Annotated in this window: 22 protein-coding genes; 10 read left to right on the forward strand and 12 right to left on the reverse strand. The window is 70.4% G+C overall.

Annotated features, from left to right (window positions below; all coding sequences use genetic code 11):
• Position 1 precedes the first annotated feature (1 nt).
• Positions 2-250, reverse strand: coding sequence for a MoaD/ThiS family protein (locus ACOPJ3_RS06520; RefSeq protein WP_427871022.1), 249 nt, complete (start codon positions 248-250; stop codon positions 2-4).
• 53 nt (positions 251-303) lie between these two features.
• Here ACOPJ3_RS06520 and ACOPJ3_RS06525 point away from each other — a divergent pair, with 53 nt between their 5' ends.
• Together ACOPJ3_RS06525 and ACOPJ3_RS06530 are read left to right on the forward strand one after the other, a co-directional pair.
• Positions 304-1,473, forward strand: coding sequence for a ThiF family adenylyltransferase (locus tag ACOPJ3_RS06525; RefSeq protein WP_427871023.1), 1,170 nt, complete (start codon positions 304-306; stop codon positions 1,471-1,473).
• A gap of 59 nt (positions 1,474-1,532) precedes the next feature.
• The gene (locus ACOPJ3_RS06530; protein ID WP_427871024.1) at positions 1,533-1,946 is read left to right on the forward strand and encodes a molybdenum cofactor biosynthesis protein MoaE; all 414 of its coding nucleotides are present in this window, start codon (positions 1,533-1,535) and stop codon (positions 1,944-1,946) included.
• 16 nt (positions 1,947-1,962) lie between these two features.
• On the opposite strand, the gene moaA is transcribed toward ACOPJ3_RS06530, so the two are convergent.
• The 4 genes from moaA to ACOPJ3_RS06550 form a co-directional block, all read right to left on the reverse strand.
• A complete protein-coding gene (moaA, locus tag ACOPJ3_RS06535) occupies positions 1,963-3,069 on the reverse strand; it encodes a GTP 3',8-cyclase MoaA (protein WP_427871025.1) in 1,107 nt (368 codons plus the stop codon).
• Between the two features lie 63 nt (positions 3,070-3,132).
• On the reverse strand, positions 3,133-3,993 hold the full coding sequence (locus tag ACOPJ3_RS06540) for an ABC transporter permease (RefSeq protein ID WP_427871026.1): 861 nt from the start codon (positions 3,991-3,993) through the stop codon (positions 3,133-3,135).
• Positions 3,990-4,799 (reverse strand): molybdate ABC transporter substrate-binding protein, encoded by an 810-nt coding sequence (gene modA / locus ACOPJ3_RS06545; RefSeq protein WP_427871027.1) that lies wholly within the window; start codon positions 4,797-4,799, stop codon positions 3,990-3,992. The genes ACOPJ3_RS06540 and modA overlap by 4 nt, the downstream gene beginning before the upstream one ends.
• Positions 4,800-4,822: 23 nt before the next feature.
• On the reverse strand, positions 4,823-5,281 hold the full coding sequence (locus ACOPJ3_RS06550) for a TOBE domain-containing protein (RefSeq protein ID WP_427871028.1): 459 nt from the start codon (positions 5,279-5,281) through the stop codon (positions 4,823-4,825).
• Positions 5,282-5,568: 287 nt separating this feature from the next.
• On the opposite strand from ACOPJ3_RS06550, the gene ACOPJ3_RS06555 reads away from it, so the two are divergent.
• The 3 genes from ACOPJ3_RS06555 to fmdA are packed head-to-tail and all read left to right on the forward strand — an operon-like array spanning position 5,569 to position 7,915.
• Positions 5,569-6,267, forward strand: a complete 699-nt coding sequence (locus ACOPJ3_RS06555) for an AmiS/UreI family transporter (RefSeq protein WP_427871029.1) — start codon at positions 5,569-5,571, stop codon at positions 6,265-6,267.
• 46 nt (positions 6,268-6,313) lie between these two features.
• Positions 6,314-6,601: an FmdB family zinc ribbon protein gene (locus tag ACOPJ3_RS06560; RefSeq protein WP_427871030.1), complete on the forward strand. Its 288-nt coding sequence runs from the start codon at positions 6,314-6,316 to the stop codon at positions 6,599-6,601.
• Between the two features lie 60 nt (positions 6,602-6,661).
• On the forward strand, positions 6,662-7,915 hold the full coding sequence (gene fmdA / locus ACOPJ3_RS06565; RefSeq protein WP_427871031.1) for a formamidase: 1,254 nt from the start codon (positions 6,662-6,664) through the stop codon (positions 7,913-7,915).
• 84 nt (positions 7,916-7,999) lie between these two features.
• Here fmdA and ACOPJ3_RS06570 read toward each other — a convergent pair whose 3' ends face one another.
• Together ACOPJ3_RS06570 and fdhD are read right to left on the reverse strand one after the other, a co-directional pair.
• On the reverse strand, positions 8,000-10,324 hold the full coding sequence (locus tag ACOPJ3_RS06570; protein WP_427871032.1) for an FdhF/YdeP family oxidoreductase: 2,325 nt from the start codon (positions 10,322-10,324) through the stop codon (positions 8,000-8,002).
• Complete coding sequence (gene fdhD, locus ACOPJ3_RS06575) at positions 10,321-11,391, reverse strand: formate dehydrogenase accessory sulfurtransferase FdhD (RefSeq protein ID WP_427871033.1); 1,071 nt, start codon at positions 11,389-11,391, stop codon at positions 10,321-10,323. The genes ACOPJ3_RS06570 and fdhD overlap by 4 nt, the downstream gene beginning before the upstream one ends.
• A gap of 67 nt (positions 11,392-11,458) precedes the next feature.
• Between fdhD and ACOPJ3_RS06580 the strand changes: the two genes are divergently transcribed.
• From ACOPJ3_RS06580 to ACOPJ3_RS06590, 3 genes are read left to right on the forward strand one after another with little or no spacing between them, the layout of a single operon-like run.
• Entirely contained in the window at positions 11,459-12,733 is a 1,275-nt protein-coding gene (locus tag ACOPJ3_RS06580) for a molybdopterin molybdotransferase MoeA (protein WP_427871034.1), read from the forward strand.
• Positions 12,730-13,473 (forward strand): molybdenum cofactor guanylyltransferase, encoded by a 744-nt coding sequence (gene mobA, locus ACOPJ3_RS06585; protein ID WP_427871035.1) that lies wholly within the window; start codon positions 12,730-12,732, stop codon positions 13,471-13,473. The genes ACOPJ3_RS06580 and mobA overlap by 4 nt, the downstream gene beginning before the upstream one ends.
• Positions 13,470-13,757, forward strand: coding sequence for a DUF6457 domain-containing protein (locus ACOPJ3_RS06590; protein WP_427871036.1), 288 nt, complete (start codon positions 13,470-13,472; stop codon positions 13,755-13,757). Before mobA ends, ACOPJ3_RS06590 begins: the two co-directional genes overlap by 4 nt.
• Before the next feature lie 180 nt (positions 13,758-13,937).
• Here ACOPJ3_RS06590 and ACOPJ3_RS06595 read toward each other — a convergent pair whose 3' ends face one another.
• The 3 genes from ACOPJ3_RS06595 to ACOPJ3_RS06605 form a co-directional block, all read right to left on the reverse strand.
• On the reverse strand, positions 13,938-15,137 hold the full coding sequence (locus ACOPJ3_RS06595) for an ABC transporter substrate-binding protein (RefSeq protein WP_427871037.1): 1,200 nt from the start codon (positions 15,135-15,137) through the stop codon (positions 13,938-13,940).
• Positions 15,138-15,278: 141 nt separating this feature from the next.
• Positions 15,279-16,121, reverse strand: a complete 843-nt coding sequence (locus ACOPJ3_RS06600; RefSeq protein ID WP_427871038.1) for an inositol monophosphatase family protein — start codon at positions 16,119-16,121, stop codon at positions 15,279-15,281.
• Positions 16,122-16,130: 9 nt separating this feature from the next.
• Complete coding sequence (locus tag ACOPJ3_RS06605; protein WP_427871039.1) at positions 16,131-17,417, reverse strand: ammonium transporter; 1,287 nt, start codon at positions 17,415-17,417, stop codon at positions 16,131-16,133.
• A 242-nt stretch (positions 17,418-17,659) separates the two neighbouring features.
• Between ACOPJ3_RS06605 and rpsO the strand changes: the two genes are divergently transcribed.
• Entirely contained in the window at positions 17,660-17,929 is a 270-nt protein-coding gene (gene rpsO, locus ACOPJ3_RS06610) for a 30S ribosomal protein S15 (RefSeq protein WP_427871040.1), read from the forward strand.
• 95 nt (positions 17,930-18,024) lie between these two features.
• Here the strand turns inward: rpsO and ACOPJ3_RS06615 are convergent, their stop codons facing one another.
• Positions 18,025-18,588: a hypothetical protein gene (locus ACOPJ3_RS06615; protein WP_427871041.1), complete on the reverse strand. Its 564-nt coding sequence runs from the start codon at positions 18,586-18,588 to the stop codon at positions 18,025-18,027.
• Positions 18,589-18,712: 124 nt separating this feature from the next.
• Here ACOPJ3_RS06615 and ACOPJ3_RS06620 point away from each other — a divergent pair, with 124 nt between their 5' ends.
• Positions 18,713-18,946: a hypothetical protein gene (locus ACOPJ3_RS06620; protein ID WP_427871042.1), complete on the forward strand. Its 234-nt coding sequence runs from the start codon at positions 18,713-18,715 to the stop codon at positions 18,944-18,946.
• A 258-nt stretch (positions 18,947-19,204) separates the two neighbouring features.
• Here ACOPJ3_RS06620 and ACOPJ3_RS06625 read toward each other — a convergent pair whose 3' ends face one another.
• The gene (locus tag ACOPJ3_RS06625) at positions 19,205-20,599 is read right to left on the reverse strand and encodes an aspartate aminotransferase family protein (protein ID WP_427871043.1); all 1,395 of its coding nucleotides are present in this window, start codon (positions 20,597-20,599) and stop codon (positions 19,205-19,207) included.
• Position 20,600: the final 1 nt, after the last annotated feature.

Below are 20,600 nucleotides of genomic sequence, written 5' to 3' on the forward strand. Positions count from 1 at the left end.
CTCAGCCTCCCGCGAAGGCCGGGAGCACGTCCACGGTGTCGCCGGCGATCGCGCCGTCGTCGCAGCGGACCGTGCCGTCGACGAGGAAGGATCCGGAGCGGAGCACGCGGGCCATCGCCTCGCCGTGGCGCGCCACGAGCTCCTCGCGGAGCGCGGCGAGCGACTGCGGCGTCGCGTCCTCCCAGGTCTCCTCTTCTCGGCCGGCGGCCTCCGCGGCCGCGGCGAAATACCTGACGGTGAAGCGTGACATACCGCCATGCTAGCCGTTCGTGAGTGTCGGCGGGCGCTCGTAGAATGGGAGGCATGGAACGAGCCGAAGACGGTCGCGCTGGGGGCGCACATCCGGGCCCGCTCGTCGAACCCGCGGCGGCCCTCGGGGCAGACGCGGCGGCGCGCGCGAGGCGGCAACTCGCGCTGCCGGGCTTCGGCGAGCTCGCCCAGCGCAGGCTCGCCGCCGCGCGCGTGCTGGTGATCGGCGCCGGCGGCCTCGGCTGCGCCTCGGTGCCGTATCTCGTTGGCGCAGGCGTCGGCCGGATCGGGATCATCGACGACGACCTCGTGGAGCTGTCGAATCTGCACCGGCAGGTCGCGCACGGCACGGCGGATCTCGGGCGGGCGAAGGTCGACTCGCTCGCGGAGACGGCGCTCGCGATCGACCCGGGGATCACGATCGATCGGCACCGGTTGCGTCTCAGTTCCGCGAACGCGCGCGAGCTCTTCGCGCAGTACGACCTCGTGATCGACGGCAGCGACAACTTCCCGACCCGCTACCTCGCGAACGACGCGGCCGAGCTCACGGGCACGCCGCTCGTGTGGGGCGCGATCCTGCAGTACTCGGGCCAGGTGGGCGTCGCGTGGCACGCGCACGGCCCCGGCTACCGCGACCTGTTCCCGGTGCCGCCTGCCCCCGGCGCGGTCATGAACTGCGCGGAGGGCGGCGTACTCCCGGGCCTCTGCGGCACGGTCGGCTCGCTGCTCGCCACCGAGGCGCTGAAGCTCATCACGGGCCTCGGCGATCCGCTGATCGGGCGCGTGCTGCTCTACGACGCGCTCGCCGCGCGCACGCGGGAGCTGCGGGTCAACCGCAACCCGAGCGCGGAGCCCATCACGGGCCTCGTCGACTACGAGCTGCTGTGCGGGATCGCGCAGGCCGAGGCCGGGCCGAGCGTCCCCGCGCTCGAGCCCGAGGAGCTGCTCGCGCTCAGCCGGGCCGGGGCCGCTCCCAGGCTCGTCGATGTCCGCAGCGAGGCCGAGCACGCGGAGCGGCGGCTGCGCGGCTCCGAGTGGCTGCCCGTCGAGCAGATCGAGGCCGGCGCCGCGCTCGAGGGCCCGGTCACGCTCTACTGCGAGCGGGACCCGCGCTCGATCCGCGCCGCCGCCGCGCTCGCGAGTCGGGGCGTGCCCGGCGTCGCGTTCCTGCGCGGCGGGATCGACGCCGTCGCACGCTCGGCCCCCGAACTCATCGAGCGCTGAGCGGGCGCTGCCCCCAAGCGTTCTGAATCACCGCACACCCACCACGAAAGGTCGCACCGATGCAGTCACCCCTCGCGAGGATCGTCGCCGAACCGATCGACGAGGCCGAGGTCATGGCCGCCGTCTCGGATCCCGAGTGCGGCGCGCTCGTGATGTTCCACGGCATCGTGCGCGACCACGACGGAGGCCGCGGCGTGAGCGCGCTCGACTACCGCTCGCACCCCGAAGCCGAGCGCTTCATCGCCGAGTGCGTCACCTCGGAGAGCGAGCGCACGGGGCTCAGGCTCGCCGCGGTCCACCGCGTCGGGGAGCTCGCGATCGGTGACGCCGCGCTCGTCGCCGCCGCCTCCGCGGCGCACCGCAAGGAGGCCTTCGACGCGATCGAGACCCTGGTCGAGCGGATCAAGCGCGAGGTGCCGATCTGGAAGCGGCAGCACTTCTCGGAGGGCCTGAGCGAGTGGGTCGGCCTGTAGGTGACCACCCGGCGGCTCAGCCGCCGATGTACGACATCTCGATGCGGTCGCGATCCGGGGCCGCAGACGCGGCGCGGAGCTCCGAGTAGCGGTCGTCGCGCACGCGCCAGACACCCGCGAGCGCATCGCTCAGCTGCGCGTCGGTGACGCCCCCGCCCGCCCGCAGCAGCTCCCTGAGGTCGAAGCCGTGGTTCGCGAAGAGGCAGGTGTAGAGCTTGCCGTCCGCCGACACCCGCGCGCGCGTGCAGGTGCCGCAGAAGGCCCCGGTCACGCTCGCGATCACGCCGATCTCACCCGAGCCGTCGCGGTAGCGCCAGCGCTTCGCGGTCTCGCCCTCGCGGCTCGCGCCGACGGGCTCGAGCGGGTGCACCGCGTCGATCGTGCGCACGATCTCGGCGGCCGGCACGACGTCGTCGAGCCGCCAGCCGTTCGACGAGCCGACGTCCATGTACTCGATGAAGCGCAGCGTGTGGCCCGCGGCCCGGAAGTGCTCGGCGAGCGGCACGATCTCGTCGTCATTCACCCCGCGCTTTACGACGGCGTTGACCTTCACCGGCCCGAGGCCGGCCTCCGCCGCCGCCTCGATCCCGTCGAACACCCGGGCGAGTGGGAAGCGCACGTCGTTGATCGCCTGGAAGCGCGACTCGTCGAGCGAGTCGACCGAGACGGTGACGCGGTCGAGCCCGGCATCCTTGAGGGCCTGGGCCTTCACGCGCAGCGCCGAGCCGTTCGTCGTGAGCGCGAGGTCAGGCTTCTCGCCGGCCGGGGTACGGAGCTCGGCGAGCTGCGAGATGAGGCCCTCGATCCCGCGCCTGAGCAGGGGCTCGCCCCCCGTGATCCGGAGCTTGTCGACGCCAAGGCCCACGGCGGCCGACGCGACGCGCACGATCTCCTCAAAGCTCAGCAGCTGCTCGCGCTCCATGAACACGAAGTCCGATCCGAAGACCTCCTTCGGCATGCAGTAGACGCAGCGGAAGTTGCAGCGGTCCGTCACGGAGATTCGCAGGTCGCGCAGGGCGCGGCCGCGCGCGTCGGGCAGCCCGGTCGAGCTCAGGCGGGCGATCCGGGGTCGGCCCGATCCCGCTTCCCGGCCGTCGACTGCGACGCGGCTCCGACTCACCATCGCGGCACCTCCTGAACCCCCAAGGCTAGCAGCGCGCGGTGGGTGATCCTGTCGATCTGAGGATCAGATGCCGGCGCCCGCCGAGGCCCTCCCACGGAGCAGGATCAGTGCCGTGATCGACACCAGGATCAGGACCAGGGAGAGGGTGAGCGCCGTGTCCTGCGTGATGCCCGCGCCGTTGAATGCCGTGTAGATCGCCATGGGCACGGTGCGCGTCGTGCCGGCGGCGTTGCCGGCGAAGAGCGCCGTCGCGCCGAACTCGCCGAGCGCCCGCGTGAAGCACAGGATCGTGCCGGCGGCGACGCCCGGCCCGACGAGCGGGAGCACGACGCGCAGCAGCACGCGCACGGGCGTCGCCCCGAGCGACGCGGCCGCGAGCTCGAAGCGCGGGTCGAGGCCGCGGAGCGCCCCCTCGACCGAGATCACGAGGAACGGGAGCGAGACGAAGGTCTGCGCGATCACGACGGCGGCCGTCGTGAAGGGGATCCGGATCCCGAGCTCGAAGAGCGCGTCCCCGAGGACCCCGCCGCGGCCGAGGAGCGAGAGGAGGGCGAGGCCGCCGACGAGCGGGGGCAGCACGAGGGGGAGCGTCACGACGGCGCGGATCGCGGTCGCGAGCAGCCCCGTCGCGCGAGAGAGCACGATCGCGAGCGGCACGCCCAGGAGCAGGCAGCAGCAGGTCGCGAGGAGGGCAGTGCCGACGGAGAGGCCGAGCGCGCTCGCGGTCTCGGGGGAGGCGAGCGTCGCGGGAAGCGCTGCCCAGTTCAGCCGCGTGAGGAGGGCGAGCAACGGGAGGACGAGGACGGCGCCGCCGAGGGCGGCCGGGATCGCGACCGCGGCAGGGACGCCCCGCCGCGGCGATCCCGTGCGCGCCGCGGCTACGGTGCGCGCCGCGCCCGCCTCCGCCGTCTCGCTCCGACTCACGCCGGGCCGAACCCGAGCTTCTCGAGCAGCGCCTGCGCCCGGTCCGACGTCAGGTACTCCGCGAAGGCCTGGGCAGCTTCGGGCGACTTCGAGCCCTGCACCGGCGCGATGACGTAGGTGCCGGCCGCCTCGATCGAGCCCTCGATCTCGAGGCCCTCGACCCCGCCCTCGGAGCGCAGGATGTCGGAGCGGTACACGAGGCCGGCGTCGGCCTCGCCCGCCGTCACCTTCGTGAGCACGGCCGTCACGTTCTGCTCCTCGCTCGCGGGAGTGAGCTCGACCTTGTCGCGCTCGAGCAGCTTCGTCGAGGCCGCGCCGCACGGCACCTCGGGCGCGCAGATCACGACGACCGGGGTCTTGCCGTCCGCCGCGGGCTTCACGAGATCCGCGAGGGTCTCGATCCCGAGCGGATTGCCCGGCGCCACGGCGATCTCGAGGCTGCTCGTGGCGAAGGCGATGGGCTCTGAGGCGGTGAGACCGGCGTCGACGACCTTGGTCATGTTGTTCTCGTCCGCGGAGGCGAAGACGTCGACGGGCGCGCCGCCGATGATCTGGGTCGCGAGCACCGACGAGCCGTCGAACGACAGGTTCTCGAAGGTGACGCCCGGGTGCTCCGCCGTGAAGTCCTGCGCGAGCTGCTCGAAGGCGGGCTGCAGCGAGGCCGCGGCCGACACCGAGAGCGCGCCCTCGAGGCTCGAGCCGTCGGTCTTGGCCGGATCCTGATCCTGGGTCGTCTCGGCGGGCTCGGCCGCGCAGCCGGCCAGCACGAGCGCGACGCCGACCGCGGCGACCGCCAGGGTCCTCATCAGGGCTGGCCGAGGTCGAAGGGTCACGGTTCCTCCTGGGTTCTGCGCCCGGCGCGTGCGGCGGGCGCGGGTGATGGCGCCTGGCGGCGCTCGGTCTCCACGATGACCGTGGTGGCCTTGACGACCGCGGTCGCGCGCGATCCGACCTCGAGGGCGAGGTCGTCGAGCGCCTCGGCGGTCATAAGCGAGACGACGCGGTTCGGGCCGCACTGCAGCTCGACGAGCGCGACGAGGCCCTCGCGCTGCACCCCGGTCACGATTCCGGTGAAGCGGTTCCGTGCGCTCCTGCGCACGGGATCCGAGTCGTCGCCCGTCGCGGGCGCGAGCTCGATCGCCCGCCGGGCGAGCGAGGCGCCCGAGACGACCCGGCGCCCGCTCTCGTCCGTGTCCGACTCGAGGAGGCCGGCGTCGGCCCAGCGGCGGATCGTGTCGTCGCTGACCCCGACGAGGGCGGCCGCCTCGCTGATGCGGAAATGCGTCATGAATCGAAGTATAGTCACGCATCTGCGGGCTGAACCGGGATTCCGGATCGCGATTGCGGAACCGTAGGATTGCCCGGCGCGATGCCGCCCTGTGAGCGCGCAGACGCGCACCGTGCGTTTCGGAGAAATTCCCCGGTCGGCCAGCTGATTTCCATTGACTTCATGTGCGGACCTGGCTACGGTCCAACTAAGGCCGGACTCCCGCACGGGTGGCCGGGGCAGCACCGCGTTCGACACCGCTGTCGGGGGCGGATCTTCACGCAGTGCAGCGAGGGGAGTAAGCGCACATGAGTAGTGTCGGATTGCTGTATGTGGGGGCCGTGCTCTGCATCAACGGCCTCATGCTCATCGGGCTCGTGCCGGGCAAGGCCGCCGCGGCGATGAACCTCTTCGTCGGCGGGATGCAGGTCGTGTTCCCGACGCTCATCATCCTCGGCGCCGATGGCGACGCCGCCACGATCCTCGGGGCCTCCGGCCTCTACCTCTTCGGCTTCACCTACCTCTACGTTGCCTGGAACGTCCTCACCGACGCGCCGGGCGAGGGCCTCGGCTGGTTCTCGCTCTTCGTGGCCGCGTGCGCCGTTGTATACGGGATCCTGCAGTTCACGATGTTCGACGACCCGCTCTTCGGCATCATCTGGTTCTCCTGGGCCGTGCTCTGGTTGCAGTTCTTCGTGCTGCTCGCCCTCGGCAACGCCGGGATCGAGAAGTGGACCGGCTGGTTCGCGCTCTTTCTCGGCGTCGCGACGGGCGCGATCCCCGCGTTCCTGTTGCTGACCGGGAGCTACACCACCGGGCCGACCGAGGCTATCGTCGCGAGCATCGCCGCGCTCGTCCTCCTGATCCTCGCGTGGGTGCTCGGCAAAGCCGGCTCCCAGCGCGCGGCGAACGCGCCCGCCGCGCGGCCGGATCCGGGGCAGCATCCCGATCCCGCGCAGCATCCCGATCCCGCGCTGAATCCCGATCCAGCGCCGCGGCCCGTGTAGGCCGCGGCCGAGCGCTCCACCACCGCACCCGAGAGGACACACATCAATGCCGAGCTACAGCTTCCGCTGCGAGGAGGGGTGCCAGTACGACGCGCTCTTCTCCATGACCGAGGTGCCGAGCGAGATGGCCTGCCGGGCGTGCGGCGGGCTCGCGAAGCGTGCGATCACCGCGCCGCACCTCTCGGCAGCGGGGGGCTCGGCCTACGGCCTCATCGACAGCGCTGCGCGCAGCGCCCACGAACCAGCCGTGGTGAGCAGCCTGCCGACCGCAGGCCCACGGCGCAGCCAACCGGTCACCCGGAACCCGCTGCACGCGAAACTGCCACGGCCCTGACCGGCCGGTGCACACGGCGGCAACCTCGCCGCACACGAGAAAAGGAAGAGGGTGGGGCGAATGCCCGAACACATTTTCAAGCTGGACTCAGACAAGAAGTTCACCGAGCAGGAGAAGCTCGGCCACAACCGTTGGCACCCCGAGATCCCGCCCGTCGCGACCGTGAAGCCGGGCGACAGCTTCCGCGTCGACTGCCGCGAGTGGTTCGACGGCGCGATCAAGAACGACGACTCGGCGCAGGACATCCTGGACGCGCCGCTCCTCACCGTGCACACGCTGAGCGGCCCGTTCGCGGTTGAGGGGGCACAGCCGGGAGACCTGCTCATCGTCGACATCCTCGACGTCGGGCCGATCCCCCAGGAGGACTCGGGCCCGCTGGCCGGTCAGGGCTGGGGCTACACGGGCATCTTCGCGAAGCGCAACGGCGGCGGCTTCCTCACCGAGCAGTTCCCCGACGCCTACAAGGCGGTCTGGGACTTCACCGGGCAGACCGCGACCTCGCGGCACGTGCCGAGCGTTTCCTTCACGGGGCTCATCCACCCGGGCCTCATGGGCACGGCGCCCTCCGCCGAGCTGCTCGCGAAGTGGAACGCGCGCGAGGGCAAGCTGATCGCGACCGATCCGGAGCGTGTGCCGCCGCTCGCTCTGCCTCCCGAGGCCGAGCACGCGATTCTCGGCGGCGTGCCGCGTGACGAGTGGGGCCGCGTCGGATCTGAGGCTGCGCGCACGGCGCCGCCGCGGGAGAACGGTGGCAACCAGGACATCAAGAACCTGAGCAAGGGCACGCGCATCTTCTACCCCGTGTTCGTGGACGGCGCGAACCTCTCGGTCGGCGACCTGCACTTCTCGCAGGGCGACGGCGAGATCACGTTCTGCGGCGCGATCGAGATGGGCGGGTTCATCGACCTGCGCGTCGACCTGATCAAGGGCGGGATGGAGACCTACGGGGTCTCGGAGAACGCGATCTTCATGCCGGGCAACGTCGAGCCGCAGTACAGCGAGTGGATCGCCTTCTCCGGCACCTCGGTGACGCTCGACGGCGAGCAGCGCTACCTCGACTCGCACCTGTCGTACCAGCGCGCGTGCCTCCACGCGATCGACTACCTCTCGAAGTTCGGCTACAGCCCTGAGCAGGCCTATCTGCTGCTCGGCTCGGCGCCGATCGAGGGCAGGCTGTCGGGCGTCGTGGACATTCCGAACTCGTGCTCGACGGTGTACCTGCCGACGGCGATCTTCGACTTCGACGTGCGACCGTCGGCCGACGGGCCGTTCCAGATCGATCCGGGAATCGGTGCACCGAGGGCCGCAGGCTAACCCCGCCTACTTTGCCGGTTCTGCGCTCGCTGTGCGATTTATCCGCGATAAACCGCACAGCGAGCGCAGAACCGGCAAGTTGCGTTAGACGGTGACGGGGCGGCCCACGCCGGCCGGCGTCGAGGAGGGCTCCAGGCGGATCACCACGGCCTTCGACACCGGGGTGTTGCTCCCGATCGCGGTGCTGTCGAGCGGCACGAGCACGTTCGCCTCCGGGAAGTACGCGGCGGCGCAGCCGCGCGCCGTCGGGTACGACACGATCCGGAACCCGCGCAGCACCCGATCCTCCTGGTCCTTCCACTCGCTGAAGATGTCGACGGTCTGCCCGTCGGCGAGCCCCAGCTCCGCGAGGTCGTCCGGGTGCACGAAGATCACGTAGCGCCCCTTCTTGATCCCGCGGTAGCGGTCGTTCAGGCTGTAGATCGTCGTGTTGAACTGGTCGTGCGAGCGCACGGTCTGCAGCAGCAGCCGCCCGGGAGGGCAGTCGACGTGCTCGAGCTCGTTGACCGTGATGCGCGCCTTCCCGGTCGCCGTCTCGAAGCGGCGCTCGTCGCGCGGCGGGTTCGGCAGCACGAAGCCGTCGCGGCGGCGCGTCTTCTCGTTGTAGTTCTCGCAGCCGGGCACGACGCGCGAGATGTGGTCCCGGATCACGTCGTAGTTGTCGATCATGCCGAGCCAGTCGATCCCGTACCGGTTGCCGACCGTCGCGTTCGCGATGCCGCCGATGATCGCGACCTCCGAGCGAACCTGGTCCGAGATCGGGGAGATCTGCCCGTGCGAGGCGTGCACGGCGCACACCGAATCCTCGACCGTGATGTACTGCGGCCCCGAGAGCTGCTCGTCGACCTCGGTGCGGCCGAGTACGGGCAGGATCAGCGCCGCGTCGCCTGTCACGACGTGCGAGCGGTTGAGCTTCGTCGACAGCTGCACGCTCAGTCGGGTCTTCCGCATCGCGCTCTCGGCGAGGTTCGTGTCCGAGATCGCGCCGAGCAGGTTGCCGCCGAGGCTCACCCACACCTTGATCTTGCCCTCGTCGAGGGCCCGGATCCCGTGCACCGCGTCGACGCCGTGGTCGCGCGGCGGCTCGAAGCTGAATTCCTTGCCGAGCGCGTCGAGGAACGAGTCGGGCATCTGCTCCCAGACGCCCATGGTGCGGTCGCCCTGCACGTTCGAGTGGCCGCGGATCGGCGAGGCGCCGGCGCCCGGCTTGCCGATGTTGCCGCGCAGGAGCAGGAGGTTGATGATCTCCTTGATGGTGTCGACGCCGCGCCGGTGCTGGGTGATGCCCATCGCCCAGCAGATGATGACGCGGTCGGCCTTCAGGTACCGCTCGGCGAACTCGTCGATCTCCGATGAGGAGAGGCCGGTCGCCTGCTCCACCTCGCGCTCGTCGACGTTCGCGATGTGCTCGGCGAACGCCTCGAAACCGTCGCAGTGCCGCTCGATGAAGTCCTGATCCAGCACGGTTCCCGGCCGAGCGGCCTCGGCCTCGAGCACCCGCTTCGACACGGCCTGCAGCAGCGCCATGTCGCCGCCGAGCCGGATCTGCATGAACTGGTCGGCAATCTTCAGCGGCTTGCCGATGTAGCCGCGCACGGTCTGCGGATCCTTGTAGCCGAGGAGGCCTGCCTCGGGCAGCGGGTTCACGGCGATGATGCTCGCGCCGTTCTCCTTTGCCTCCTCGAGGGCGGTGAGCATGCGCGGGTGGTTCGTGCCCGGGTTCTGCCCCATGATGATGATGAGATCGGACTCGAGGAAGTCGTTGTAGGCGATCGTCGACTTGCCGATGCCGACGGTCTCGGTCATCGCCGTGCCGGTCGACTCGTGGCACATGTTCGAGCAGTCGGGCAGGTTGTTCGTGCCGAGCACGCGCGCGAACAGCTGGTACATGAACGCCGCCTCGTTCGAGGCGCGGCCGCTCGTGTAGAAGGCGGCCTCGTTCGGGTGCTCGAGCAAGTTGAGCTCGTCGGCCACGATGCCGAACGCGCGGTCCCAGCTCACGGGCTCGTAGTGGTCGGATCCCTTCGGCTTGTACATGGGCTCGACGATCCGGCCCTGCTGGCCGAGCCAGTATTCGGTCTTGTCGAGCATCGACACGACCGAGTTCTCGCGCCAGAAGTCGCGAGAGATCTTGAGCGGGGTCGCCTCCCAGGTCACGGCCTTGCCGCCGTTCTCGCAGAACTCGGCGACCTTGCGCTTCGCGGGGTCGGGCCACGCGCAGCTCATGCAGTCGAAGCCGTCCTTGTGGTTGATCTTCGTCATGAGCTTCGCGGTGCGCGCGAGCCCCATGTCGAGGAGGGCGGGCTCCATCGAGTGGTAGACGCCACCGAATCCGGCGGCGTAGTCCTTCGGCTCCGAAATCTCGATATCGGCGTCGGAGAAGTCCTCCCTGGGTGCCTTCGGGGTCATGAGATTCTCGCTTTCTGGAGGGTGCGCGGATCGGTATCCTCCCGCGCGAGGTCTGGTTCGGAGGGTGCGTCGGGAGCGTCGGATCCTGCTCCGGATCCGGAACCGGATCCGGCGTCGGCCGGCCCTTCTGCCGCCGCGTCGTTCGTGATCCGATCGGGCCGCGAGTACACGACCATGGAGTCGCCGCGGAGGAAGCCGACGAGGGTGAGCCCGGCGTCGCTCGCGAGCTCGGCGGCGAGCGAGGACGGCGCGGAGACGGCCGTGAGCATCGGGATCCCGGCCATGAGTGCCTTCTGGGTGAGCTCGAAGCTCGCGCGGCCGGAGACCATGAGCACGCAGGATCGCGCCGGGATCCGTTCGTTCATGAGCGCCCAGCCCACGACCTTGTCGACGGCGTTGTGGCGGCCGACGTCCTCGCGCAGCACGAGCATCTCGCCGGTCACGCCGTCGAACAGGGCCGCGGCGTGTAGCCCGCCGGTGCGCTCAAAGGCCGCCTGCTCGGCGCGGAGGCGATCCGGGAACCCGACGATCGTGGACGCGTCGATCGACAGCGGATCCTCGTCGACCGCGAAGTGCGTCTGCGTGTGCACCGCGTCGATGCTCGCCTTGCCGCACAGCCCGCAGGAACTCGTCGTGGTGAAGGAACGCTCGAGCGAGGGATCCGGGGGAGCGACGCCCGGGCCGAGGGTGACGTCGAGCACGTTGTAGGTGTTGCCCTGCTCCGCCTCCGGGAGCGGCGCGAAGAGCCCGCCGCCCGCGTCGCTCGCCTGGCCGAGCGTGATCATGCGCCCGGGCTTCGGCAGTTCCTCGGGAACGTCGCCGTATGTCGCGCCGGCGCAGTAGCGCGCCGTGCTGAAGTGCTCGGCCGCGTGGATAACGCCCTCAGAGACGAGGAAGCCGGCCGCGAGCTCGACGTCGTGCCCCGGGGTGCGCATCGTCACGGCGAGTGGCTTTCCGAGGACCCGGATCTCGAGCGGCTCTTCGACCGCGAGGAAATCGGCGCGCCGATTCGCGCCCCCACCTGCGGTCAGGCGAGTGACCCTTCTCCGGGCGGTAATGCGTGACACACTTCTTGGATAGCATCGAAAACAGGCGAGGGCAAGGTGGCGCACCCGCCGGAGGAGCGGACACGTGATGCGTATTTCAGATGCTGAGCATCTCGATTGGATCCTCGGGCGCATCGGGCGGCTCGACCCGGCCCTGCTCCCACTCGGCAAGGCTTCGGGGCTGACGCTCGCCCGGACCGTGGAATCGCCCTCTGAACTGCCCATTTGGGACAACTCGGCAATGGACGGCTACGCGCTGCGCGCCGCCGACATCGTGGCAGCGACGGAGCGGGATCCGGCCGCGCTCGCCCTCGTCGGCGAGGTCGCCGCAGGGAGCGCCGAGGATCCCCGCATTGGGCCGGGCGAGGCCGTCAGGATCATGACCGGCGCGCCCCTCCCGAGCGACGCCGACACCGTCGTGCCCGTCGAGGAGACGGTGCCGCTGGACGGTGGCGCCGATCCTGCGAGCGCAGAGCCGCGGGGCACCTGGGCCGAGCGCCGGGTCGGGATCCTGCGCCCATTCGCCGCGGTCGCGAACGTGCGCCGCAGCGGCGAGGACGTGCGCGCGGGTGAGGCGCTCGCTGAGGCTGGCGAGCGGCTCGGGCCGGCGCGGCTCGCGGCGCTCGCCGCGGCCGGCGTGACCGAGGCGCTCGTGCGCCCGCGGCCCCGGATCGGGATCGTCGTGACGGGCTCCGAGCTCACACCGCCCGGCGCGCGGCTCGAGCGCGGGCAGATCCCCGAGTCGAACTCGGTGCTGCTCTCCGCGCTCGCCGCGGAGGAGGGCGTCGAGCTCGTCGCGGTCGAGGTCTGCAGCGACGATGTTCCGTCCCTTCGCGAGCGGCTCGCGCGGCTCGCCGGCAGCTGCGACGTCGTCATCACGAGCGGGGGCGTCGGCCCCGGCCGCCACGACATCGTGCGCATCGCCCTCGAGGAGGAGCCTGAGGTGCGCGCGGTGCGCGTCGCCGTGAAGCCCGGCCAGCCGCAGTGCACGGGCCGCCTCGCCGCGGGCGCCTGGATCTTCGCGCTGCCGGGCAACCCGGTGAGCGCGGCCGTGAGCTTCGAGCTCTTCGTGCGCCCGGCGCTCAGGGCGCTGCAGGGCAGGAGCGACACGGCCAAGCTCCGGATCCCGGCGACGGCGGAGCTCGGCTGGCGCGGCGCCGCCGGGCGCCTGCAGGTGCTCCCCGTGCGCATCACCCAGGGCGCGGGCGGGCTCGCCTGCCGGCCCGCCGTCGACCCTCGCGGGGTCTCCCACGCGGTCGGCCGGCACGGCGGCAGCGACGGCTACGCCCTCGTCGGCCCCGACCGCGGCGACATCGCGCCGGGGGACCCGGTCGACGTGATCCTGTCGGGGGCCGGATCGTGACCGCCCTGGCCGCGATCTTCCTCGCCGGGGGGCGCGGATCCCGGCTCGGCGGCCGGGACAAGGCCGCCATCGAGCTCGGCGGCGAGCGGCTCGTCGACCGCGTTGCCGCTGCGGCCAGGGCCGCGGGGGCGGCCCCGATCGTCGTCGTCGGGCCGGACACCTCGGCGCCGAGCGGCTGCGTCGCCGCGCGGGAGGATCCGCCGTTCGGCGGGCCACTCGCCGCGCTCGCCGCGGCGCTGCCCGTGCTCCGCCGCGTTGCTACGGATGGGCCCGGTGCTGCCGCGGGAGCCGGTGCCGCCGCGGGAGCCGGTGCCGCCCCCGAGTGGCTGCTCCTGCTGTCGTGCGACCTCGTCGACCCGCGCGGCGCCGTCGCGCTGCTCACGGGCGCCGAGGCGCGCGCGGCGGCGACCGACGGTCCGGCGCCGCAGGCCGTCGAGGCCGTGGTCTTGCGCGACCCGGACGGGCGCGAGCAGTGGCTCGCCGGCCGCTACCGGGTGGCGAGCCTCGAGGCCGCGGTCGCGGCGCTCGGGGGTGACGTCGACGGGGCGCCGCTCAGGCGTGCGCTCCTCGGGCTCGAGACCCGCTTCGTCGACGCCCCCGCGGACGCCGTCGACGACATCGACACGCCAGCCGACCTTGCGGCGGCCGAGCTCGCGGTCGCAGGATGGGGTGAGCGCGAGGATCCGGATCCGGCACCGACCGGGGATTCCGCCCGCGCGCACGACGAGGAGGACTCATGAGCAAGAACACGCACCTGCCGCCCGAGGCGCTCGACGAGTGGCTCGCCGCCGCGGCCGCTGAGCTCGGGCTCGCCGCCGACAGCGTGCAGATCGGGACGGTCCTCGACGTCGCGCGCGACGTCGCCCACAACGTGGCGCGGCCGGCTGCCCCGCTCTCGACGTTCCTGCTCGGCGCGGCCGTCGCGGGCTCGAGCGATCCGGAGGCGCTGCAGTCGCTCGCCGAGCGGCTCACGCGCCTCGCGCTCGCCTGGGACGAGCGCGAGGGCGCCGCCGACCCGGTGTAGCTCCCCGGGGCGCGGGGTGGCTGGCGGCCGCCTGACGGAGGGCGCTGCCTGTTTGCGTTCGCCGGGAGTTCTACGTTCAGAGGGACCGCCTGCCCAAATTTGTGCGTTTGAACGCAGAATTCCGGCTGAGCGCCGCGGCCACCCCGAGTTCTGAGCTTGCAGCCACCCGGGGGACTGTGCCTAGTTGCCGAGCACCTTCTGGAAGGCCTGCGCGTAGCGGTTGTCCTCCTGCGCCGTGAGCGATCGCATGTCGAAGATCTTCCCGGACATCTCCTCGTCGGGGAAGACGAGCGGGTTGTCCGCGAGCTCGGGATTCAGCTTCTGCATGGCCTCCTTGGCCCCCGCGACGGGCGTGACGTACTGCACGTACTCGGCGACCTGGGCGGCAACCTCTGGCTCGTAGTAGTAGTCGATGAGCTCGTGGACCTGATCGAAGGACTTGACGGCCTTCGGCATGGCGAAGGAGTCGATGAACACCGAGGCACCCGATTCCGGCACCACGAACTTCCAGATCTCCTCACCGGCCTCCTCGTTGAGGATCGCGATGTCGCCCGACCAGCACATGCCGGCGACGACGTCCTCGGTCTCGAGGTCCTGGGTATAGGAGTTGCCCTTGACGTTGAACACCTGGCCGCTCGCCAGCTGCTTTTTCACCACCTCGAGGGCGGCGTCGAACTCCGCGTCGCCCCAGTCTCCCGCGATGTCGACCCCCTGCTCGAGCATGATGAGACCGAGGGTGTCGTCCTGCTCCGTGAGGAGATTGACCTTGCCCTTGAGATCCGGGGCCCAGAGGTCGGAGACCTCCTTGATGCCCTTCGGGTAGAGCTTCGTGTTGTAGACGAGGCCCGTCATGCCGGCCTGATAGGGGATCGACCAGACGCGATCCGGATCGAAGCTCGCGTGCTTCACCATGTCGATCATCTCGGCGTCGACGTTCGGCATGAGGGAGCGGTCGAACTGCTTCAGCTGCTCCTGCTCGAAGAGGCGCACGATCTGGGTGTCGGACGGCACGAAGACGTCGTATCCCGTGTCCTGGCCGAGCTTCAGCTGATCCTTGATCTTCGCGATGAAGGTCTTGTTGTCGTCGATGTCCTCGTAGTACTCGACCTTGATGTTCGTCTTTTCCATGAAGGCGTCGAGCGTGGGCCAGTTGCCCTTGTCCTCGTCGTAGTCGAGATAGTAGGTCCAGTTCGCCCAGCGGACCGTGCCGCCGGACCCGTCTCCAGGGCCGCTCTGGCCGGAGCACGCCGCGAGGGATCCTGCGCCGAGGAGAGCGGCTCCGAGCCCAGCCCCGCGGAGCAGCTGGCGCCTGCCCATCGGTGCAGAGCGCAGCAATTCGACGATGTTCCGGACGATGGGATCGCTCGGTTGACTGGGCATGTCTCCTCCTTTGGAAACGGCGCTGAGGCGCCCGTTGCTTCCCACCATCGTTGCACAGGCCGCGCGGAAAAGTAAATGTGCCTGACATTCCCATTTACCTGCGCCGATCTCTTGCCGATCGGAGATTCTCCGGCGTCGCGGCTACTCGGCGCCGAGCACGACCCCGCGGAGCTCCTCGACGAGTGCCGGATCACCCGCGAAGATGAGCGGCTCGCCCGGAGGGGTCTCCGCGTCGCGGCCGAGGATTGCGCCGCCGGCCTCGCGCAGGATCAGGAAGCCGGCCGCGTAGTCCCACGGCTGCAGGCCCCGCTCGTAGTAGGCATCGAGCCGCCCGCACGCGACCGAGCAGAGGTCGAACGCCGCCGAGCCGAGGCGGCGGATGTCGCGGGCGCGGGGAAGGAGCCGCGAGACCATGACGGCCTGCTCGGCGCGGCGCTCCGCCGTGTAGCCGAAGCCCGTGCCGACGAGCGTGTGCGAGAGGCGCGTCTCGCCCGAGATCGCGATCCTGGTCCCGTTCATGCGGGCGCCGCCGCCCTCCCAGGCCTCGAAGAGCTCGTCGGTCGGCGGGGCGTACACGGCGCCGGCGATCGCGCGGCGGCCGTCCGCCGCGGCAGCGGGATCCGGAACCGTCGCCGCGATGCTCACCGCGTACGCGGGGAGCCCGTAGAGGTAGTTCACCGTGCCGTCGATCGGGTCGACGACCCAGGTGATCCCCGACTCGCTCGGGATCCCGGCGCCCTCCTCGCCGAGCACCCCGTCGCGCGGGCGCGCGGCGCGGATCGCCTCGACGACGGCCTGCTCCGCGCGCCGATCCGCCTCGGTCACGATGTCGACGTCGCTCGACTTGCTCGCGGCGACGGAGACGCCCGCCGCACGAAGCTCCCGGATGAGAAGCCCCGTGGACTTCGCGATCTCGGCCGCGAGGCCGGCGAGGGCCTCGGGATCTGCTTCGTGGGCGGGCGTGCTCGGTGCGTCAGAGGTCATGCCTCGAGCCTAGCCCCGACCTCCGACACGGGCGTTGGGGGCGGCCGCGGGCACCGGCTCGGGCTCGGCGGGCACCGGCTCGACCGACACGGGCTCGTCGTACGCGTACGCCTCCTCGCCGTGCGCGGCGGCGTCGATCCCGGCCTCCTCCACCGCGGTCGGCACCCGCAGGCCCGTGACGAGCTTGATCCCGAGCGCGATGACGAGCGAGACACCGAAGCTGTAGAGCGCGACCGCGAGCACCGAGATCGTCTGCACGAGCAGGAGCCCGGCGTCGCCCCCGAGGAAGAGGCCGGCGTCGCTCGCGAAGAACCCCAGGTAGACGGTGCCGAGGACGCCCGCGACGAGGTGCAGGCCGACCACGTCGAGGGAGTCGTCGAAGCCGAGGCGATACTTCCAGTCGATCGCCCACGCGCACAGGCCTCCCGCGAGGAGGCCGAGGAGGAGTGCCCAGATCGGCGCGAGATCCGCGCAGGCCGGCGTGATGGCGACGAGGCCGGCGACCGCGCCGGACGCGGCGCCGACGACGCCCGGCTTCCTGCCTCGCAGCCGGTCGATCACGAGCCAGCCGACGATGCCAGCGGCGGGGGCGCCGATCGTGTTCACGAGGATGAGGCCGGCGAGGCCGGGCTCGTCCGCGGCGCCGGCATTGAAGCCGATCCAGCCGAACCAGAGGAGCGCCGCGCCGATCGTCACGAGGGGGAGGCTGTGCGGCTGGTGCGATCCCTTCGCGAAGCCGACGCGCTTGCCGGCGACGAGCGCGAGGGCGAGGGCCGCGGCGCCAGCGTTGATGTGGACGGCCGTGCCGCCAGCCCAGTCGATCACGTCGTGCGTGCCGAGGATCCCGCCCAGCTGCTGGATCCAGCCGCCGCCCCACACCCACGCGGCGACGGGGAAGTAGACGAGCGTGGCCCAGAGACCCGAGAAGAGCACCCACGACCCGAGGCCGACGCGGTCGGCGATCGCGCCCGAGATGAGTGCGGTCGAGATCATCGCGAAGGTGACGCCGAAGCCGAGGCCGATGAAGCTGGCCGGATCCGTCTCGATCAGGCCGAAGTCCTTGAGCGGGTTGCCCGCCCAGCCGGACTCGCCTGCCGCGAAGTAGCTCATGCCGTAGCCGAACAGGATCCAGAGCACGCCAACGACGCCCATGGCGCTCACACTGAAGAGCATCATGTTGACGACGGAGCGGACGCGGACGAGTCCGCCGTAGAAGAGGGCGAGGCCCGGGGTCATGACGAGCACGAGGGCGCTGCTCGTGAGCACCCAGACGTCGTGCGCGGTGAGGGTTTCCATAGTGACAGCCTTTCTCCCCGATGAGGTGGGTCTTGTGTCGCTGTGGTCTCAGTGTGCGCGCGCCTCGTTTCCGGGCCGTCTCGAGGGTGTTGCCCCGGGGTCACGATCCTGTTTCGGGTTCGTTGCGGGGCGGGGGAGCGGTGCGTGCTAGGATGTACAGGTTGCCGTCAGAACGGCCGCGGAGAAAGAGAGCCCCAGCACCCCGCTGATGGCGCCGCGCAGCAAGGAGAAAGGGGATCCCTATGGCACTGAATGCAGAGGTCAAGAAGGCGATCATCGATGAGTACGCGACCAAGCCGGGCGACACGGGTTCCCCCGAGGTCCAGGTTGCGATGCTCTCGCAGCGGATCAAGGATCTGACTGAGCACCTGAAGTCGCACAAGCACGACCACCACTCGCGTCGTGGTCTGCTGCTGCTCGTCGGCCAGCGTCGCCGCCTCCTGGGCTACCTCCAGGACGTCGACATCACGCGCTACCGTTCGCTCATCGAGCGACTCGGCCTGCGCCGCTAGTCCACTGCGGTTCCGGATCGCCGGAACACCGCTGCGAAGCGCCCGCCGCCCCCAGGGGCCGGCGGGCGCTTCTGCGTCTCCGCTGTTGGGGGCGGTTAGAAGGCCATCGTGAGCCAGGGGATCACCGTGGCAAGGACGAGGCCGACGAGGCCAAGCGTCGCAGAGACGAGCGAACCGACCGCGGTCCAGCGCATCCGCGACATGTTCCTGTTGAGCACGCCGACGATCGCGAGCACCAGGGCGACGACGAGCACGAGTCCGAGGATCACCGACACGAGCAGGCTCAGTGCCGTGTAGTTCACCATGCCGTTGATCATGACCGCCTGGTAGATCACCGGCGAGAACGCGGAAAAAACCATCTGCAGCACAAGGAGTGCGAGCGCAATGATCCCGAAGATGTTGAGTGCGCCGCCGGGGTGCTGGGCGTGCATCGAGCTCGGTGGGGGGAGGAGCCCCTGCGCGGCCGCCTGCTGCACATACTCCTGCTGAGAAAGGCCCGGCTGGTCTGCGGCGAACGGATGATGCGGCGGCAGCGGCTGCTGATACTGCGGCCGGGGCGAGGCCTCCGCTTGCGGCTGCGCCGGATCGGGGGCCGGGGTCCGCGCCGGATCTGGGGTCGTGCCCTGGCCGGCGGAAGCAGAGGGATCCTGTGTGCTCATAGCGGCAGCATAGCAATGGCGCAGTGTTCGCTCACAGGATTGACATTGCGGCCGGATTCGACCAATTATCCACAATTTCGCTCCGTCCGGACCGCGGCCCACACGCTTCCGTGATGCTCGACGCATGCACAGAACAGAATCCATCGAGACCGCAGCGCACGCCGAGCACGCCGACCGCATCCAGCGCATCCCCGCTGAACTGCGCTTTCGCCGGCACGAGGTTCACTCCCACTACCGCGACCGCGATCTCAGGGCCGCCGTCGACGGCCGGGATCTCGTGGGCGTGGTGCAGGGTGCGCACATCGCCGAGCAGCGGTGGCGCGAGTACCGCGGGCCGACTCCGTGCTTGAGAGCGTGAGCCGGCTGTGTCTCAGGCAGTTGCAGTTGCCGTTCCGGATCCAGGTCCCCGTGACCGGGAGGAACGGTGCGAACTATCGTGTCGACGTCGAGCTCCGTGGGCACTCCGAGACCATGCACCTGGAGTCCCGGTGCGACGCGCTCGCTGAGAGCGTGTTCTGCGAGGTCGACGGCAAGGTGGAGCACCGGCGGGCAGACGGGCGGCAAACGCGAGAAGGGGCCCCTCGCGCGAGCGAGGGGCCCCTTCGGGTACCAAGAACTAGATCTTGGAGGACGCGTCCTTCAGAACGCTGCGGAGGATGCCGCCGATCTCCGCGAACTCCGCCGGACCGATGGTCAGCGGGGGAGCGAGCTGGATGACGGGGTCTCCACGGTCGTCGGCGCGGCAGTAGAGGCCGGCCTCCCACAGCGCGGGCGACAGGTAGTCGCGCAGGAGTCGATCCGACTCCTCCTCGTTGAAGGTCTCCTTCGTGGCCTTGTCCTTGACGAGCTCGATTCCGAAGAAGTAGCCCTCGCCGCGGACGTCGCCGACGATGTCGATGTCGAGGAGCTTCTCGAGCTCGGCGCGGAACAGCGGGCTGTTCTCGCGCACGCGGCCGTTGAGGTCCTCTTCCTCGAAGATGTCGAGGTTCTCGAGCGCCGCGGCAGCAGCTGCGGGGTGACCCGCGAACGTGAAGCCGTGGTAGAAGGTGTTGTCGACCGAGTTGAAGGGCTCCGACACCTTGTCCGAGACGATCATCGCACCGAGCGGGACGTAGCCCGAGGTGATGCCCTTGGCGGACGTGATGATGTCGGGCTCGTAGCCGAGGGCCTTCGAGGCGAAGAAGTCGCCGACGCGGCCGTAGGCGCAGATGACCTCATCCGAGACGAGCAGCACGTCGTACTGGTCGCAGATCTCGCGCACGCGCTTGAAGTAGCCGGGGGGAGGCGGGAAGCAGCCACCCGAGTTCTGCACGGGCTCGAGGAAGACCGCGGCGACCGTGTCGGCGCCCTCGAAGAGGATCGCCTCCTCGATGCGGTTCGCGGCCCACTGGCCGAAGGCCTCGAGGTCGTTCGAGGGGGCGCCCATCTCGTCGGCGCGGTAGAAGTTCGTGTTCGGGACACGGTGGCCACCCGGCGTGAGGGGCTCGTAGAACTTCTTCATGTCGGGGATGCCCGTGATGGCCAGGGCGCCCTGCGGGGTGCCGTGGTAGGCGACCGAGCGCGAGATGACCTTGTGCTTCATGGGCTTGCCCTGGATCTTCCAGTAGTGCTTGGCAAGCTTGAAGGCGGACTCGACGGCCTCGCCACCACCGGTCGTGAAGAACACCTTGTTCATCTCGCCCGGCGCGTAGGAGGAGAGGCGCTCCGACAGCTCGATGGCTGCGGGGTGCGCGTAGGACCAGATCGGCATGAAGTCGAGCTGCTGCATCTGCTTGGCGGCAGCCTGCACGATGCGCTCGCGACCGTGACCGGCGTTCACGACGAAGAGGCCGGCGAGACCATCGATGTAGCCCTTGCCGGCGGCGTCGTAGATGTGGTGACCCTCGGCGCGGGTGATGACGGGGATGCCGTCGTCCAGCACCTTTCGGTTGGTGAAGTGCGGCCACATGTGGCGCTTGGCCGAAGCCTGGAGCGCCGCGGTGTCGACCGCTGCAGTGGGATCAAAAGACATG

Source organism: Leucobacter luti (genome assembly GCF_050310065.1).
Lineage (GTDB): Bacteria > Actinomycetota > Actinomycetes > Actinomycetales > Microbacteriaceae > Leucobacter > Leucobacter luti_B.

Excerpts from the sequence above, each read along its gene's own strand:
- rpsO (WP_427871040.1), top strand. The coding sequence starts at position 17,660 with ATGGCACTGAATGCAGAGGTCAAGAAGGCGATCATCGATGAGTACGCG.
- ACOPJ3_RS06600 (WP_427871038.1), bottom strand. The coding sequence starts at position 16,121 with ATGACCTCTGACGCACCGAGCACGCCCGCCCACGAAGCAGATCCCGAG.
- ACOPJ3_RS06550 (WP_427871028.1), bottom strand. The coding sequence starts at position 5,281 with ATGACGCATTTCCGCATCAGCGAGGCGGCCGCCCTCGTCGGGGTCAGC.
- modA (WP_427871027.1), bottom strand. The coding sequence starts at position 4,799 with ATGAGGACCCTGGCGGTCGCCGCGGTCGGCGTCGCGCTCGTGCTGGCC.
- ACOPJ3_RS06590 (WP_427871036.1), top strand. The coding sequence starts at position 13,470 with ATGAGCAAGAACACGCACCTGCCGCCCGAGGCGCTCGACGAGTGGCTC.
- ACOPJ3_RS06525 (WP_427871023.1), top strand. The coding sequence starts at position 304 with ATGGAACGAGCCGAAGACGGTCGCGCTGGGGGCGCACATCCGGGCCCG.
- ACOPJ3_RS06615 (WP_427871041.1), bottom strand. The coding sequence starts at position 18,588 with ATGAGCACACAGGATCCCTCTGCTTCCGCCGGCCAGGGCACGACCCCA.
- ACOPJ3_RS06595 (WP_427871037.1), bottom strand. The coding sequence starts at position 15,137 with ATGCCCAGTCAACCGAGCGATCCCATCGTCCGGAACATCGTCGAATTG.
- ACOPJ3_RS06580 (WP_427871034.1), top strand. The coding sequence starts at position 11,459 with ATGCGTATTTCAGATGCTGAGCATCTCGATTGGATCCTCGGGCGCATC.
- ACOPJ3_RS06560 (WP_427871030.1), top strand. The coding sequence starts at position 6,314 with ATGCCGAGCTACAGCTTCCGCTGCGAGGAGGGGTGCCAGTACGACGCG.
- ACOPJ3_RS06625 (WP_427871043.1), bottom strand. The coding sequence starts at position 20,599 with ATGTCTTTTGATCCCACTGCAGCGGTCGACACCGCGGCGCTCCAGGCT.
- ACOPJ3_RS06605 (WP_427871039.1), bottom strand. The coding sequence starts at position 17,417 with ATGGAAACCCTCACCGCGCACGACGTCTGGGTGCTCACGAGCAGCGCC.
- moaA (WP_427871025.1), bottom strand. The coding sequence starts at position 3,069 with ATGGTGAGTCGGAGCCGCGTCGCAGTCGACGGCCGGGAAGCGGGATCG.
- ACOPJ3_RS06530 (WP_427871024.1), top strand. The coding sequence starts at position 1,533 with ATGCAGTCACCCCTCGCGAGGATCGTCGCCGAACCGATCGACGAGGCC.
- ACOPJ3_RS06555 (WP_427871029.1), top strand. The coding sequence starts at position 5,569 with ATGAGTAGTGTCGGATTGCTGTATGTGGGGGCCGTGCTCTGCATCAAC.
- ACOPJ3_RS06570 (WP_427871032.1), bottom strand. The coding sequence starts at position 10,324 with ATGACCCCGAAGGCACCCAGGGAGGACTTCTCCGACGCCGATATCGAG.
- ACOPJ3_RS06520 (WP_427871022.1), bottom strand. The coding sequence starts at position 250 with ATGTCACGCTTCACCGTCAGGTATTTCGCCGCGGCCGCGGAGGCCGCC.
- fmdA (WP_427871031.1), top strand. The coding sequence starts at position 6,662 with ATGCCCGAACACATTTTCAAGCTGGACTCAGACAAGAAGTTCACCGAG.
- ACOPJ3_RS06620 (WP_427871042.1), top strand. The coding sequence starts at position 18,713 with ATGCACAGAACAGAATCCATCGAGACCGCAGCGCACGCCGAGCACGCC.